The following is a 13,127-nucleotide window of genomic DNA, read 5'->3' as shown; positions in this document are numbered from 1 at the left end:
AAGCGGAGCCCATCATGGAAAAACGCGACGAACTCTACCGCGGCAAGGCCAAATCGGTTTACAAGACCGACGACGCCGACCGCTTGATCCTGCTGTTCCGTAACGACACCTCGGCGTTCGACGGCAAGCGCATCGAACAACTGGATCGTAAGGGCATGGTGAACAACAAGTTCAATGCCTTCATCATGCAGAAGCTCGAAGAAGCCGGCGTGCCGACCCAGTTCGACAAGCTGCTGGGCGACAACGAGTGCCTGGTGAAGAAGCTCGACATGATCCCGGTCGAGTGCGTGGTGCGCAACTACGCCGCCGGCAGCCTGGTCAAGCGCCTGGGCGTGGAGGAGGGCATCAAGCTGGAGCCGTCCACCTTCGAGCTGTTCCTGAAGAACGACGAAAAGGGCGACCCCTTCATCAACGAATCCCACGTTGTCGCTTTCGGCTGGGGCACCGCCGAGCAGCTGGCCGAGATGAAGAAGCTGTCGCTGAAGGTCAACGAAGTGCTGAGCAAGCTGTTCGACGACGCAGGCCTGCTGCTGGTCGACTTCAAGCTGGAGTTTGGCGTGTTCCACGGCCAGATCGTCCTGGGCGACGAATTCAGCCCGGACGGCTGCCGCCTGTGGGACAAAGAGACCCGCAAGAAGATGGACAAGGACCGCTTCCGTCAGGGCCTGGGCGACGTGATCGAAGCCTACGAAGAAGTTGCCAAACGCCTGGGCGTGCCGCTGTAAGCGGCGCGTTCACGCAAGCGCCTGATACCACGCGAATTTTTTTCAAAAAAGGTTTGCCAGAAACGAAATCGCTGGTATGATGCGCGCCATTGGAGAGATGCCGGAGTGGTCGAACGGGACGGATTCGAAATCCGTTGTACTGGCAACAGTACCTAGGGTTCAAATCCCTATCTCTCCGCCATACATGGAAAAGCCCCGAGATTAATGTCTCGGGGCTTTTTTCATTGCCCGTGTTTTTTATGGCAACTTGCTGATAGCGTGCGTCAGCATCGGGTCCGCGGTCCTGAAAAAAGGAATACCGGCAGCAGGAAAACCGCGGGCCTTCGGCGCTTGCTGGCAACCTGCCACGATTTGCAGCGGCGCTGCTCTCGTAGAGAATCGCGACCTTTGTTTCGTAAGGACGCGTGCAATGAAGTTCGAGGGTACTTTTCAATACATGGGTAATCACGGGATCGTCTTCAACGTCTCGCAGATCACCCTGACCGACAGCGAGCGCGGGCGTTTGCGCGAGCTGCATTTTGGCGAAGCGAAGAGTGCCCACTACGAGGTCAACAGCAAGGTCGTCGAGACGTACGACAGGATGCTGGCCAAAGGGCTGCCGTGCGTGATGAAGATCGGTATCTCCAAGCCGTTGACCCGCCAGCAGGGCGATACCCTCAATGCCCAGCGCACCAAGGTTGCCAACCTTGCCGCCTCGGCGTTCGCCGCCGCTGCCAGCTCTGTAGCCTCTCCTTACGTTGGCGTGCCGGTGGGCGCGGGGGTGCGTGCCTATGCCAATGACGTCTTGCCTACCTACCATGCTGGCGATGTGCTGGTCAGCATCGAGGCGCAGGTCAATGGCGGCATCGGTCCGCAGCACTCCACTTCGACCCTGATCATCAAGACCTGAGGGAGGCGCCTGTGTCCGAAATTACCTATGCGGTCATCGGCCTGTTGCTTTATGGCCTGCTGGATCGGTTCCTCAGGCCTTACCCGTTGCGCAAGTGGCTGGGGGTGGCGCTGGTGGTGATTGGTGTCGTCGGTTGCATCATTGTTAGCCAAGCCCGTTTGTTCGGGTTGGACCTGGGATTGCTGTCGGTCCTTGCCACGGGGTTGGGCGTGGGCCTGTTCGTCAGGCGGCGGCGATTCGAACAGCTTGGTTGATGCGATAAAGGTCTCTACCGATATCTTTGCTGAAAGCCCCGTAGTTCGCGCTACGGGGCTTTTTGCATCAACCAGCGGGGCAGTTCGTCACTGCGTGAGAGACATCTTGCGACAGTGCTTTGGCCATGCCGGTGAGATAGTGGGCGGCGGCTAAGAAAGTAGGTGCGTTCTTCAGGTCCTGAGTCAGCGCGATATCGCTCAGGGCGCGATCAATGCCTTGCCTGTACACGGCTCAGGCCCATGACCTGGCCCGGCGGCTTGGTGTGGATCATGGCGGCGTGCTGGGCGGCGGTGAGGGCACAGACGAGGTACTCGGCGATATGAACGAGTAAATCTTCAATCTGATGTGGAGCGTCGTCAAAGCTGTTTGGCGGATCTGGAACCATCTTGCACATATGCATCTGCGGAGTCGGTGGTGCTGCAACAAGCTTGCTGTCAAACAAGGGGGCAGCGGTACGTGGGTTGACAGACCGAGGACTCCGAGACCCGGCGCACACAAGGTGCCCCACGTACTGCCGCCATAAGGGGCGCACGTGCTCGGAGTAAGATTCGGCCTGCCAAAGCCGGCCATTGAGTTGGCAACGACCGGTCGAGACTAGGCCTCGCATCGAGCAGCTGAAATGGCTTGAATGGGGAAAAAGTGTGCTTGGAAAATGGACTACATGGAATCAGGAATGTCAGATGAAAATCTGTAGGAAGCTGAAAGGAACTACCAGCCTGTAACGTTTTAGCAAGTAGTTCAACCCGCTAGCTTCCGTACCAACAACTTGTTAGTTGACCCCCGTCAACTAGTGCACCTGTTCTAACGCCTTTCATTCTCACCGCCCTTTCCCGTATGATCCGCGCGCCATCCGTTTGATGGTGGATCATGGACTTAAAGGATTTTTATGAAAAAGCTGATCAAAGCTACTGTCGCTGTTGCTGTCGTTTCGGGCGTTGCCCTGCTGTCCGGTTGCACTGGCCAAGTCTACAACCAGCCTAAGAACTGCTCGTACGACTACCTGTTCCACCCATCGGTTTCCATCTCCAAGATCATCGGCGGCTGCGGCCCGATCGATAAACTGCCTCAGCAGCAGTAATCTTGGAAATACCCTGATCGGGTTGTTCACAGCCTGATCCAAAACCCCCGACCATGGATGTGGCCGGGGGTTTTTGTTTGTCTGGGCCGCCTTTCCTGACAATTCCGCCCTGGGTACGCATTGGCAATTGAACGCTGCTGGCATATCGCCAACTGTTCCATTGCCGTACTCGGCCGCTCGCTATAGTGCATGACACCCTGACTGACAGCCTCAGGACGAGTCTGGATCCCCGACCATGGACGGCATACGGCTCGCATCCCACTGCGTATGCCGTCTGCACGCCTGCGCGCTCGCGCTCCTTTCCTCTTCCTTGGCCCGTCGAGTCTCAACCCGGCGCCCTGGCGCTGTTCGAAGGCAAGGGAGATGCATCGAGATGGCCACCTACCCCGTCCAGATCACCAACAACACCAACCTGGCGCTGGACATCTACACCACCCTCAACAAGAACCCAGCGACCGATCCGCCTTCCACCAATCCGGCGGACTATACCGCCGTGTATACCCTGCAAGGCTCGGTGGGCGCCAACCAGAGCACCACGCTGCCACTTACCGAGAGCCTGGCGCGACTGGTGATCGTGCGCCAGAGCGACCAGTTTCCCTTGCTGGTGCAGGTGGCCAATGCCTTGCTGCCGGATTCGGAGCAGGTTCAGGTCGGCAATCAGGATGTGACCACGGCCAACTCCGGTTGGGCGTTCTACCAGTCGTTCATCAGCCAGCCCTTCACCCCCACCGCCCTGGAATTCTCCGAGCTGGTCAGTGAAACCCCGGCCAACGCCCTCAACGACAAGGCTGCCTCTTTCTTCGCCGCCAATGGCTACCCCGGGGTGAGTTTCGCGCTGTTCTCGGCCTTGGGCTACTGGGCCAACAACCAGCTGTACGCCTATCCGGGTACCTACTACTGCTACGAGCCGCCCAGCGGCAACTCCATGGGTTTCATCCTGCCCACCACCTCTGTGGGCACGCTGACCATCGCCGGCGGCAAGGCCAACTACAGCCCCAGCACGGGCGGCAGCACTGCGCTGCAGTTCCAGTACGGCCAGTTGACCAGCCCTGGCGCCGACGACAAGCACGGCTTCAACACCACCGGGTTCATCCGCGACCTCACGTGGGAGGGCAAACCCGACGTGATCACCTGGGCCTTCGTCGGTACCTATGACGGCCAGCAGTTCATCGCCCAGTCCTACCAGAGTCCGCAACTACCCTGGTACGCGGTGGCCTACGACATGGCCTATGGCGCGCTGTTCACCGTGCAGCTGGCGATGACCCTCGACGCCGCGATCAACCTGCTGGGCACCGTGGCCAACGGCATGCAGTGGCTGGCGCAGAACACCGGCAAGCTGATCAGCCGCATCCAGGACAGCCTCAACAGCACCGGTGACACCGCCGGCGCCGGGAGTGGCGTGGGCGACGCGGCGGATCCTGTCAACGTCGACGTGGACATCGACGTGGATATCGACGTCGATGTGGACGTGGATATCGACATCGACATCGATGTGGACGTCGACGTGGATATCGACATCGATGTGGACGTCGATTTCATCGCCGTGGTCGATGTGGACGTGGATGTGGACATCGACGTGGACATCGATGTGGTGACCGACACCGAGACGGATATCGACATCGACGTCGACGTGGACATCGACACCGATGTGAACGTCGAGCCCGGCGCGCTGATGAAGGTGGTCAACGGCGTCGGCAACTGGATCATGACCAAGGCCTTGCCGACCCTGATCGAAGGGGCGGTGATCTACGTCGCCTTCCAGAGCGTGGGCGCGATCTTCCAGGCCTGGAAGAACCAGGACGAGAAGGACATCGAGAACCTGCAACCACGCCAGAGCACCGGGGTGGGCGTGCTGGTCAACTACATGCTGCAGGACGACAAGCCGGTGGCGGCTCGCTGGCAGACCTTCAGCCAGTACGTGGCCGAAGTGCAGGGTGATCCGAAGACCGTCGGGGTGACGATTTCCACGCTGTTGCAGACCGGCAACACCAAGGCCGACAACGATGCGGCCAACTGGCGCTGGTCCAGTGACGACGAGAACCAGGTGGTGGCCAGCATGGCGCCCTACACCGGTGACCAGGCCTGCAAGGCCTTCGTGATACTCGGCAACGCTACCTACCAGGGCAAGCCACTGCCGGTGAAGGTGGGGGCGAGTGTTGCGATGAAGTACCTGGCCGCGCAAGGCGCCTGAGGAGCGAACCGCATGAGCATGACGACCCGCAACAACCGCGAACACGCGCAAGCTACCCATTACCCGAGTGCCGAGGAGCACCGTCGTCGCTGGCGGCGGCTGGCCCAGGCCATCGCGGCCAGGGCCGCGAGTATCAGCGACGACCCGGCGCTGCTGGTTGCGCCGCAGCGCCCCGGCACCCTCGAGATCCTCGGCTCGGGCATCGAGGCTTCGGACTTCAGCCGCAGCGACGAGGCACGGATCCTCGTCGCCGACCATGTGTTCTATTGCGTCGCCGACCCGGCCACCAAGATCTGGATCCTCTCGCAGCGTCCGGACGCCTATGACCTGTATGTGCTCTACGACGACAGCAAGCCGCGTTACCTGACCTACATGCAGATGACCGAGGCCATGCTGCATCACGTACGCAACGGCGAGCATGTAGTGGCGATCTTTTATGGCCACCCCGGCGTCTTCGTGCTGTCGACCCATCGCGCCGTGACCATCGCCCGCCGTGAAGGGCACCACGCCAGCATGCGCGCGGCAGTCAGCGCCCTCGACACCCTGTGTGCCGACCTGGGCGTGGACCCCAGCCAACCCGGCATGCAGATGTACGAAGCCACCGACATGCTGATCCGTCGCCGCCAGCCGGACCCGGGGCTGCACCTGGTGCTCTGGCAGGTCGGCCTGATCGGTGAACTGGGCTACCGACGCCAGGGATACCTGAACAGCAACTTTGCCGTGCTGCTCGACTACCTGGAGGATCTCTACGGCCCGGAGCATCCGGTGATCAACTATGTCGGTTCGCGCTACCCGGGGATCGATCCGCTGATCGACCGGCAGACCCTGGCCAGCCTGCGCGATCCGCTGGCGCAATCATGGGTGACTGGTATCTCCACCTTCTACCTGCCGCCGCGCACCGCCGGGCAGTCTGATCCGCAGATGCTCGAGCGGCTGGGATTGATCCGCCCCGGCCAACCGGTGCGCGCCGCCAGTGATCCGTTGCGGGTGATCGACCGCTACGACAAGCGTGAACGTCGTGCCTTCAGCGATTTCGCCCGCTTCGATGTGCCGGCCAGCTACCAGTGGCAGGCCGACACCGGTGCCGGGCGCTTCATTCTTGCTTTATCCGACGATGCCGAGTTGCGCCGGCAGTACCGCGACGACCCCCAGGCCGCGGTGCAGGCCTGGGGCGGGCTGGATGCCCGCGAACGGCATCTGCTGGGGCAACGCGACCCGGGCGCGGTGCAACTGGCGGCCAAGGGCGCCGATGCCCAGCGTCATCCGGGCAATCGGGAAGGGGTCGAGCACCTGTTGACCTATACCTCGGCCAGCAGCGCCTTGCACCGGGCGCTCAGCGCCGCCGCGCCGGGCGAACTGCGCGCTGCCGCCGCGGCCTGGTCGCGCAAGGCTGGCCTGAGCATCGACTGGCCGGGCATGAATGCCGAGCTCAATGCGCTGCTGCAGTCGAGCCTGGCGCCCTGGAGCGGCTTCTATCTCGACAGCAGTCGGCGCATGAGCCTCTCGTTGTTCAGCCGCATGAAGAACGCCGGTCTGCGTGTCGACCTCGATGGCCAACCGCTGGTGGGCGTGCGCTACCAGTCGGGCGTGCTGACCTGGAGCGCCGAGGCCGGCAATGGCAGTTCCGGTTACCTGCAATCGGATCTCTCGGTGCAGGGCGGGCGTAGCTGGATCGGGCTGGTGTGGCCCGCCGGGGAGCAGGCCGGGAGCGGTTACAAGGTGGCCTTGCGCGGGCAATCGCTGGCGCGTCCGGCCTGCCTGGCGGTAGGGGATTATCGAGTCGCCGGGGAGGCGCTGCGCATCGTGCCATCGGCCTCGGCGAGCCAAGGGGTGGATGTGTTGCGCGAGGGCGTGGCATTGCCCGGCGAAGTACTGTTCAACGGACGTGACACACGCATCGGTGATCGACGCCTGGCATTGTCGACGCGTCGTTTCGAGGACCTGGCGCAGTGGGCCCAGGGCGCTTACCGCCTGCGCCTGGTGCATGGTCGCCTGGCTGAGTTGCTGGCGTTGCGCCTGGGACCCTACGGGCTGGAGATCGCCGGCAAGCCGGTAACCGCCGAATTTCGCGAGGGACGCATCCAGTGGCAGGGGGGCCCGCCGGCCGTGGAGTCCGGCCAGTTGGACGTGACCCTCGACCCGATCACGCTCAAGCCGCTGTTGCATGGCCAGGGTCGCAGCGCCGCGGGCAACAAGGTGCAACTGCGCGGCATGGCCCTGATCGAGCCACTGTGGATAGACCAACTGCTCGAGCAGCCACGGCTGGGCTTGCCCGAATGGGCCTGGCGGCACCTGGTGGCGGTGATGGTGGCGGCCAGCGACAAGGGCGGGATCTTCCTCTGGCATGGCTATGACCGCGCGCGCGGCAACCTGCGCCTGTTGCGCGAGGCGCTGGCGCGGTTGCGCCAGGATGAAATGGAGGATGCCGGATGAACATGCGCGTGCAGCCGTTGCTGGCCGGGGTGGATCGTGCCTGGCTGATGGCCGAGGCCGGTGCCCGGCCACGGCGCAACCGTCTGGTCCTGGATTACGACACCCGGCGCTTTCCCTTCGCCGCGGCGCTGACACGGGACGTGTACAAGGTGCAGCGCCTGGACCGGCTGCACCTGTATCTGCGCCAGCACTACCTCGAGCGTGGCCGCCCGGCGCGGCTGCGCCCAAGGGACAACCTGCTGCTCAGCGACATGATGGAGCGTCAGCCTGCCACGGCCGATTTCTGGACCCTCTACCATGCCTTCATGCTCCAGGTGCTGGCGCCATTGGTGGGGCGTGGCATTTCCTATACCAGCCATCCGAAGCTGCGCGTGCACCTGGCCGGCACGCCAAGCGTGAGTTCGTTCCACCACGATATCTGTGTTACCGAGCGCATCGACCAGGTCAACTTCTGGATGCCGTTCACCGATGTCGAGGCAGGCGCCGCCCTGTGGCTGGAAAGCGACTATGGCAGTGCCGACTACAGCCCGGTCAGCCTGCGCTACGGCCAGGTGTTGATCTTCGATGGCGGCTACCTGGGGCATGGCTCGATGCGCAACGACAGCGAGCGTACCCGGGTGAGCCTGGACATGCGCTTCTCCTACAAGAAAGCCACCACCCGCGCCGAAGGGGTCGCCTTGCTCGACCACCTGGCCGGGATCCTCGCGCCTGACAGTGTCAGTGAAGGAGTACCGACATGAACAACCAAGCCTTGCAGGGCCTGCTCGATGGTCTGGTCGATCCCGGCTACGCCACCCGGCCGCCCAAGGCGGTGTCGCTGGTGCACTACGGCCCGGACGGGGTGAACGTCGCCACCCGGGGCCGGGCCGAATACCACGGCCAGGCCGATGGCGGCCTGGAGGTGCGCTACCGCTCGGTGGACGGCGGGGGCGTCCCCCATGCTGACAGCCATCTGCTGATTGATGCCCAGGGGCGGGCGCGTTCCTCGATCACCCGTCTGCTCGATGACCAGGGCCAGGTGCGGCGCTCGGTGTTCGGCCAGTACGATGCCCTGCACCTCACTGCCGCCGGCACGCCATCCCACGGCCTGGCCACGCTGTCGGTAAACGATGGCCAGGGGCGTCTCGTCCACCAGGCGCAGATGGCCTATGACGAGGAGTGCTATGCCAGCTACAGCACCCGACAGTTCGATGCCGATGGCCGTCTGTTGGGGCGCACCTGCGTGTCCTATGGACAGGCGCAGATGGCCGGGACCCGACTGACCGGGGGCATGCTTGCCGTAAGTCATTCCGATGGCCGAGGCACACGGACCTACAGCGCCAAGTCCTACTTGGGTTCCACTGGGGTGCCTTACCAGGTGATCGGCACACGCTACATCGAAGGCGGCAATGCCGTGCTGGAGCACATCAACTCCGACTACGGCGGCGTGCTGTTCGACGCCCGCCGCCAGGTCCATGGCGGCGAACTGGTGGTACGCACCTATGCCGCCTGCGGCAAACCCCGTAGCGCCACGGCCCTGCGCTATCGCCAGGGGCAACTGGTGGGCCGGCAGCGGTTGGATTTGGAAGGCGTCATGACGCGGGTCAGGCCTGCGCCGTTGCTCTGCTCCTGCGCCCCCTGGACACCCAACCGTGCCGCTGATCGCTGCAGTGTGCAGCGGCGCCAGGACGGCAGCCTGTTGCAGCGGCGCGAAGACTGGTTCACCCAGCCGGGCAGCAGCGGCACGCCTCGCCGCACCCTGGTGACCCTGTATGCCCGCGACGGCCAGCGGGTGATCCGTGTGACCGATGTGGACTATGCCGGGGCGCAGTTCGACAGCCGTGGCCTGCCGGTCGGCGGCAGCATCCTGTCCACCCACTACCAGGCCGGGGTGCGCAGCACCACGGCGTGCATTGCGTATTGATGTGTCATTCACCGCAACCAGCAAGGAGAGCAACGTGAACACTGCCAATACCGCCAAACTGAGCACCGCCACGCAAATCAACGAGACCGTGAAGCTGAGCAACCAGTCCGGTGTCGATGTCGTGGTGCTCGATGCCCATGCCGCCAGCGGCACCAGCGAACAGGGCTATCTGCAGGACCTCAAGTTCCTGTCGATGGCCAGCGGCAACGTGCTGAAAAACGGTGCCAGCACCACCGCCACGCTGCATGACACCTACGTCAACAGCCAGCATCAGACCGCCGTTTCGCATCTCTACAACCTGCTGGTGTCCAGGACCGACTCGTTGTTTCCGGTGATGACCGTGGGCGAGCAACTCGACTTCAACACCGAGACCTACCCCGACATCAATATCACCGCAGCGGCGGCGAAGAATATGCAGACCGCCCTGACGTTCTGCCAGAACATCATGACCTCGCCTTCGTCGCAGATGTCGGCCAACTTCCAGTCGGCCATGAAAGATGCCTTCAGCAGCGGTTCGGTCGCCGATGGCAATGCCAAGATGGCGGCGTTCTTCAACCAGTATCCGACATTTGCCGGCCTGGACTTCCCCAGCTATGTCGCGGTCAGCACCTGGATGCGCGGCTTCGCCTATCTGTGGGGAATGAACGACCAGGGCAAGCCGGGCGCGACCTTCTATGTGTACTCGGCAGCCACCGGGCAGAATGCCAAGGGTGCGACTTCCGAGGGCACCATCACCTTTACCCGCAAACCCAACGCGCCGTCGCCGGCCGACCCCAGCGACCGCCAGAGCGCCTATACCATCACCCTTACGTCCCAGGGCAGCAGCAAGACGCTGCAGTTCTCCAATGGTCAGCTGATCGACAGCAGCGGCGGTGCCATTACCCTGAACTGCACCTTTGGCTACAAGGGCACTTTCACTGGCAAGGATTCGGACACCACGGCCCTGACCCTGCTGGCCGGCACGATGCTGGGCAAGTCGGTGATCGCCATCCCGCTGGCGCCGGAGTCTGGCTGGGACAAGTTCTGGTCGAACCTGACCTTCGGCACCGTGTTCAAGTACTTCATGGAAGCCATGGGATTGTGGATGGCGCTGGACTTCCTCAAGCAGAAACTGACTGCCAAGAATGACAAGCTGGCCGAGGACAAGGCCAACGAGAACGATGGCAAGGACCCGACTTCCGAGCAGGTGCAGGAGGCGCAGAACGACGGCCAGCAGGTTGGCGACCAGGCCCGTGCCGACAACCAGGCGCAGCTCGACAACGCTTCGGGCGACGTGCAGGCCGAGGTGCCGAGCGAGGCGGACTTCTCTTCCTCGGTGTCCGAAGTGCGCGCCAGCGGCAGTTCGGCGTACAAGTCGGTGGCCAGCGACAATACCGGCGGGGCGATCGACAGTGCCGCCGAACAGGTGAGTGACCTGGCCCAGATCGAGGTGACTGATCAGTTGGAAGAGGCTAACGACAACCTGCTCGAGGCCAAGGGCCAGCTCGAGGCCGGTGATATCTCGGGGGCCAACACCAACGTCACCACGGTCAATGAGCAACTGCCGCAAATCGTCGAAGACATGGGCAACGCGGTGAGTGAAGAACTCGCGGAGCAGGTGAAGGAGGCCGTGGAGGTGCAGGCCGAGGCGACCGAGCTGTCCGAAGAGGTCAACGACACTGCCGAGGAAACCGAGGGCGGCACCGAGGAGCCGTTCGAGGACGGTGTGTTCCCGGAGGCCTGAGGTAGTACAAAGCGGCGCGGCCCACCCTGATGCGAAGTGCCGCATTGACAGGGTGGGCCGCGTTTGTTTGTGCTGGCAATTCGGTTACAATCCGTAAATCGTTTCAGCCTTGTCGGTCAATCCGACCAAAGGCTGGCGCGTCCAATGTCTCTCTGGCTGCTGAACAATGATCACAACAAGCCTGCGCTGAAGAACATGGAATACCTGGGCCAGCCACAGGCCCACCCTCCGTTCTACTGACTGGAATCGATCAATGTTCAAGAAAGCTGGCAAGACCTTGCTGGGTCTGGCAGTCGCGGCGAGCTTCATGCAAGCGCACGCCGAAGACACCAAGAAAGTCGACGTGCTGCTGGTTGGCGGCGGCATCATGAGTTCCACCCTGGCGGTCTGGCTCAACGAGCTGGAGCCGAGCTGGTCGATGGAAATGGTCGAGCGCCTGGACGGCGTCGCCGAAGAAAGCTCCAACGGCTGGAACAACGCCGGTACTGGCCACTCCGCGCTGGCCGAGCTGAATTACACCCCGGAAGACAAAGACGGCAAGGTCAACATCACCAAGGCCATCGAGATCAACGAGTCGTTCCAGATCTCCCGTCAGTTCTGGGCCTGGCAGGTACGCCAGGGAGTGCTGAAGAACCCGCACTCGTTCATCAACACCACCCCGCACATGAGCTTCGTCTGGGGCGATGACAACATCAAGTTCCTGAAGAAGCGCTACGACGCCCTGCAGGCCAGCCCGCTGTTCCGTCCGATGCAGTACTCGGAAGACCACGCGCAGATCGCCAAGTGGGTCCCGCTGATGATGGAAGGCCGTGACCCGAACCAGAAGCTGGCCGTGACCTGGACGCCGATCGGCACCGACGTCAACTTCGGTGAGATCACCCGTCAGTTCGTCGGTCACCTGAAGACCAAGGAAAACTTCGACCTGAAGCTGTCCAGCGAAGTGCAGGACATCACCCGCAACGAAGACGGCTCCTGGCACGTCGAGTACAAGAACCTGAAGGATGGCACCGAGCACGCCACCGACGCCAAGTTCCTGTTCATCGGTGCTGGCGGCGGCGCGCTGAAGCTGCTGCAGAAGTCGGGCATCCCGGAAGCCAAGGAGTACGCAGGCTTCCCGGTGGGCGGCTCGTTCCTGGTGACCGAGAACCCGACCGTTGCCATGCAGCACATGGCCAAGGCCTACGGCATCGCCTCGACCGGCGCGCCACCCATGTCGGTTCCGCACCTGGACACCCGCGTGCTGGACGGCAAGCGCGTGATCCTGTTCGGGCCATTCGCCACCTTCTCGACCAAGTTCCTGAAGAACGGCTCGTACCTGGACCTGCTGAGCAGCACCACCACCCACAACGTCTGGCCGATGGCCCGCGTCGGCATCGATCAGTACCCGCTGGTCGAGTACCTCGCCGGCCAGCTGATGCAGTCCGACGACGACCGTTTCGCCGCCCTGCAGACCTACTTCCCGAACGCCAAGAAGGAAGACTGGAAACTGTGGCAGGCCGGTCAGCGCGTGCAGATCATCAAGCGTGATGCCGACAAGGGCGGCGTGCTGAAGCTGGGCACCGAGGTCGTGGCTTCCGAAGACCGCACCATCGCCGGCCTGCTGGGCGCCTCGCCAGGTGCCTCGACCGCCGCGCCGATCATGCTCAACGTGCTGGAAACCGTGTTCAAGGAGAAGGTCGCTACCCCTGAGTGGCAGGCCAAGATCAAGGAGATCGTCCCGAGCTACGGTACCAAGCTGAACGATTCGGCCGCCGCCACCCAGAAAGAGTGGGACTACACCGCCGAAGTCCTGCAGCTGGATAAGCCGCCGGTGATCGACCAGAGCGTCAAGACCAGCGTGGCGCCAGCCGCACCGGTCGAGAGCAAGCCTGCGAACGACATGGCGCTGTAAGGCCCCTGCTTGCCGGGCTTGCCCGGCAACACCCACCAC

General features: G+C 62.8%; 11 protein-coding genes and 1 tRNA gene. 11 read left to right on the top strand and 1 reads right to left on the bottom strand.

Annotated elements, in window-relative coordinates:
• Window positions 1-14 precede the first annotated feature (14 nt).
• The 4 genes from purC to K5H97_RS21610 all read left to right on the top strand — a co-directional run bounded on the left by purC (window position 15) and on the right by K5H97_RS21610 (window position 1,868).
• Entirely contained in the window at window positions 15-725 is a 711-nt protein-coding gene (gene purC, locus K5H97_RS21625; RefSeq protein WP_004375217.1) for a phosphoribosylaminoimidazolesuccinocarboxamide synthase, read from the top strand.
• Window positions 726-816: 91 nt separating this feature from the next.
• Window positions 817-906 (top strand) — tRNA-Ser (locus tag K5H97_RS21620).
• A gap of 228 nt (window positions 907-1,134) precedes the next feature.
• Window positions 1,135-1,614, top strand: coding sequence for a hypothetical protein (locus tag K5H97_RS21615; RefSeq protein ID WP_028692998.1), 480 nt, complete (start codon window positions 1,135-1,137; stop codon window positions 1,612-1,614).
• A gap of 11 nt (window positions 1,615-1,625) precedes the next feature.
• Complete coding sequence (locus tag K5H97_RS21610) at window positions 1,626-1,868, top strand: hypothetical protein (protein ID WP_028692999.1); 243 nt, start codon at window positions 1,626-1,628, stop codon at window positions 1,866-1,868.
• Between the two features lie 209 nt (window positions 1,869-2,077).
• Here the strand turns inward: K5H97_RS21610 and K5H97_RS21605 are convergent, their stop codons facing one another.
• Window positions 2,078-2,311, bottom strand: coding sequence for a hypothetical protein (locus K5H97_RS21605; protein WP_232108779.1), 234 nt, complete (start codon window positions 2,309-2,311; stop codon window positions 2,078-2,080).
• Between the two features lie 444 nt (window positions 2,312-2,755).
• On the opposite strand from K5H97_RS21605, the gene K5H97_RS21600 reads away from it, so the two are divergent.
• The 7 genes from K5H97_RS21600 to mqo all read left to right on the top strand — a co-directional run bounded on the left by K5H97_RS21600 (window position 2,756) and on the right by mqo (window position 13,088).
• Window positions 2,756-2,947 carry a DUF4223 family protein gene (locus K5H97_RS21600; protein ID WP_023630554.1) on the top strand — a complete coding sequence of 64 codons (192 nt, stop codon included), beginning with the start codon at window positions 2,756-2,758 and terminating at the stop codon, window positions 2,945-2,947.
• Window positions 2,948-3,320: 373 nt separating this feature from the next.
• Entirely contained in the window at window positions 3,321-5,138 is a 1,818-nt protein-coding gene (locus K5H97_RS21595; protein ID WP_028693000.1) for a hypothetical protein, read from the top strand.
• 12 nt (window positions 5,139-5,150) lie between these two features.
• On the top strand, window positions 5,151-7,571 hold the full coding sequence (locus tag K5H97_RS21590; RefSeq protein WP_051555776.1) for an SAM-dependent methyltransferase: 2,421 nt from the start codon (window positions 5,151-5,153) through the stop codon (window positions 7,569-7,571).
• Entirely contained in the window at window positions 7,568-8,311 is a 744-nt protein-coding gene (locus K5H97_RS21585) for a phytanoyl-CoA dioxygenase family protein (RefSeq protein ID WP_051555777.1), read from the top strand. Before K5H97_RS21590 ends, K5H97_RS21585 begins: the two co-directional genes overlap by 4 nt.
• Window positions 8,308-9,474: a hypothetical protein gene (locus K5H97_RS21580; protein WP_036986870.1), complete on the top strand. Its 1,167-nt coding sequence runs from the start codon at window positions 8,308-8,310 to the stop codon at window positions 9,472-9,474. The genes K5H97_RS21585 and K5H97_RS21580 overlap by 4 nt, the downstream gene beginning before the upstream one ends.
• 34 nt (window positions 9,475-9,508) lie before the next feature.
• On the top strand, window positions 9,509-11,197 hold the full coding sequence (locus tag K5H97_RS21575; RefSeq protein WP_028693001.1) for a hypothetical protein: 1,689 nt from the start codon (window positions 9,509-9,511) through the stop codon (window positions 11,195-11,197).
• Between the two features lie 253 nt (window positions 11,198-11,450).
• Window positions 11,451-13,088, top strand: coding sequence for a malate dehydrogenase (quinone) (gene mqo, locus K5H97_RS21570; RefSeq protein ID WP_028693002.1), 1,638 nt, complete (start codon window positions 11,451-11,453; stop codon window positions 13,086-13,088).
• Window positions 13,089-13,127 lie beyond the last annotated feature (39 nt).

The sequence above is a fragment of the Pseudomonas mosselii genome, assembly GCF_019823065.1.
GTDB classification, from domain to species: Bacteria; Pseudomonadota; Gammaproteobacteria; order Pseudomonadales; family Pseudomonadaceae; genus Aquipseudomonas; species Aquipseudomonas mosselii.
The sequence above is the reverse complement of the archived record's forward strand: the minus strand, read 5'-3'. Positions and strand labels throughout refer to the sequence as shown.

Coding starts and splice junctions, on each gene's coding strand:
- purC (WP_004375217.1), top strand. CDS start 15: ATGGAAAAACGCGACGAACTCTACCGCGGCAAGGCCAAATCGGTTTAC.
- K5H97_RS21615 (WP_028692998.1), top strand. CDS start 1,135: ATGAAGTTCGAGGGTACTTTTCAATACATGGGTAATCACGGGATCGTC.
- K5H97_RS21600 (WP_023630554.1), top strand. CDS start 2,756: ATGAAAAAGCTGATCAAAGCTACTGTCGCTGTTGCTGTCGTTTCGGGC.
- K5H97_RS21595 (WP_028693000.1), top strand. CDS start 3,321: ATGGCCACCTACCCCGTCCAGATCACCAACAACACCAACCTGGCGCTG.
- K5H97_RS21590 (WP_051555776.1), top strand. CDS start 5,151: ATGAGCATGACGACCCGCAACAACCGCGAACACGCGCAAGCTACCCAT.
- K5H97_RS21585 (WP_051555777.1), top strand. CDS start 7,568: ATGAACATGCGCGTGCAGCCGTTGCTGGCCGGGGTGGATCGTGCCTGG.
- K5H97_RS21580 (WP_036986870.1), top strand. CDS start 8,308: ATGAACAACCAAGCCTTGCAGGGCCTGCTCGATGGTCTGGTCGATCCC.
- mqo (WP_028693002.1), top strand. CDS start 11,451: ATGTTCAAGAAAGCTGGCAAGACCTTGCTGGGTCTGGCAGTCGCGGCG.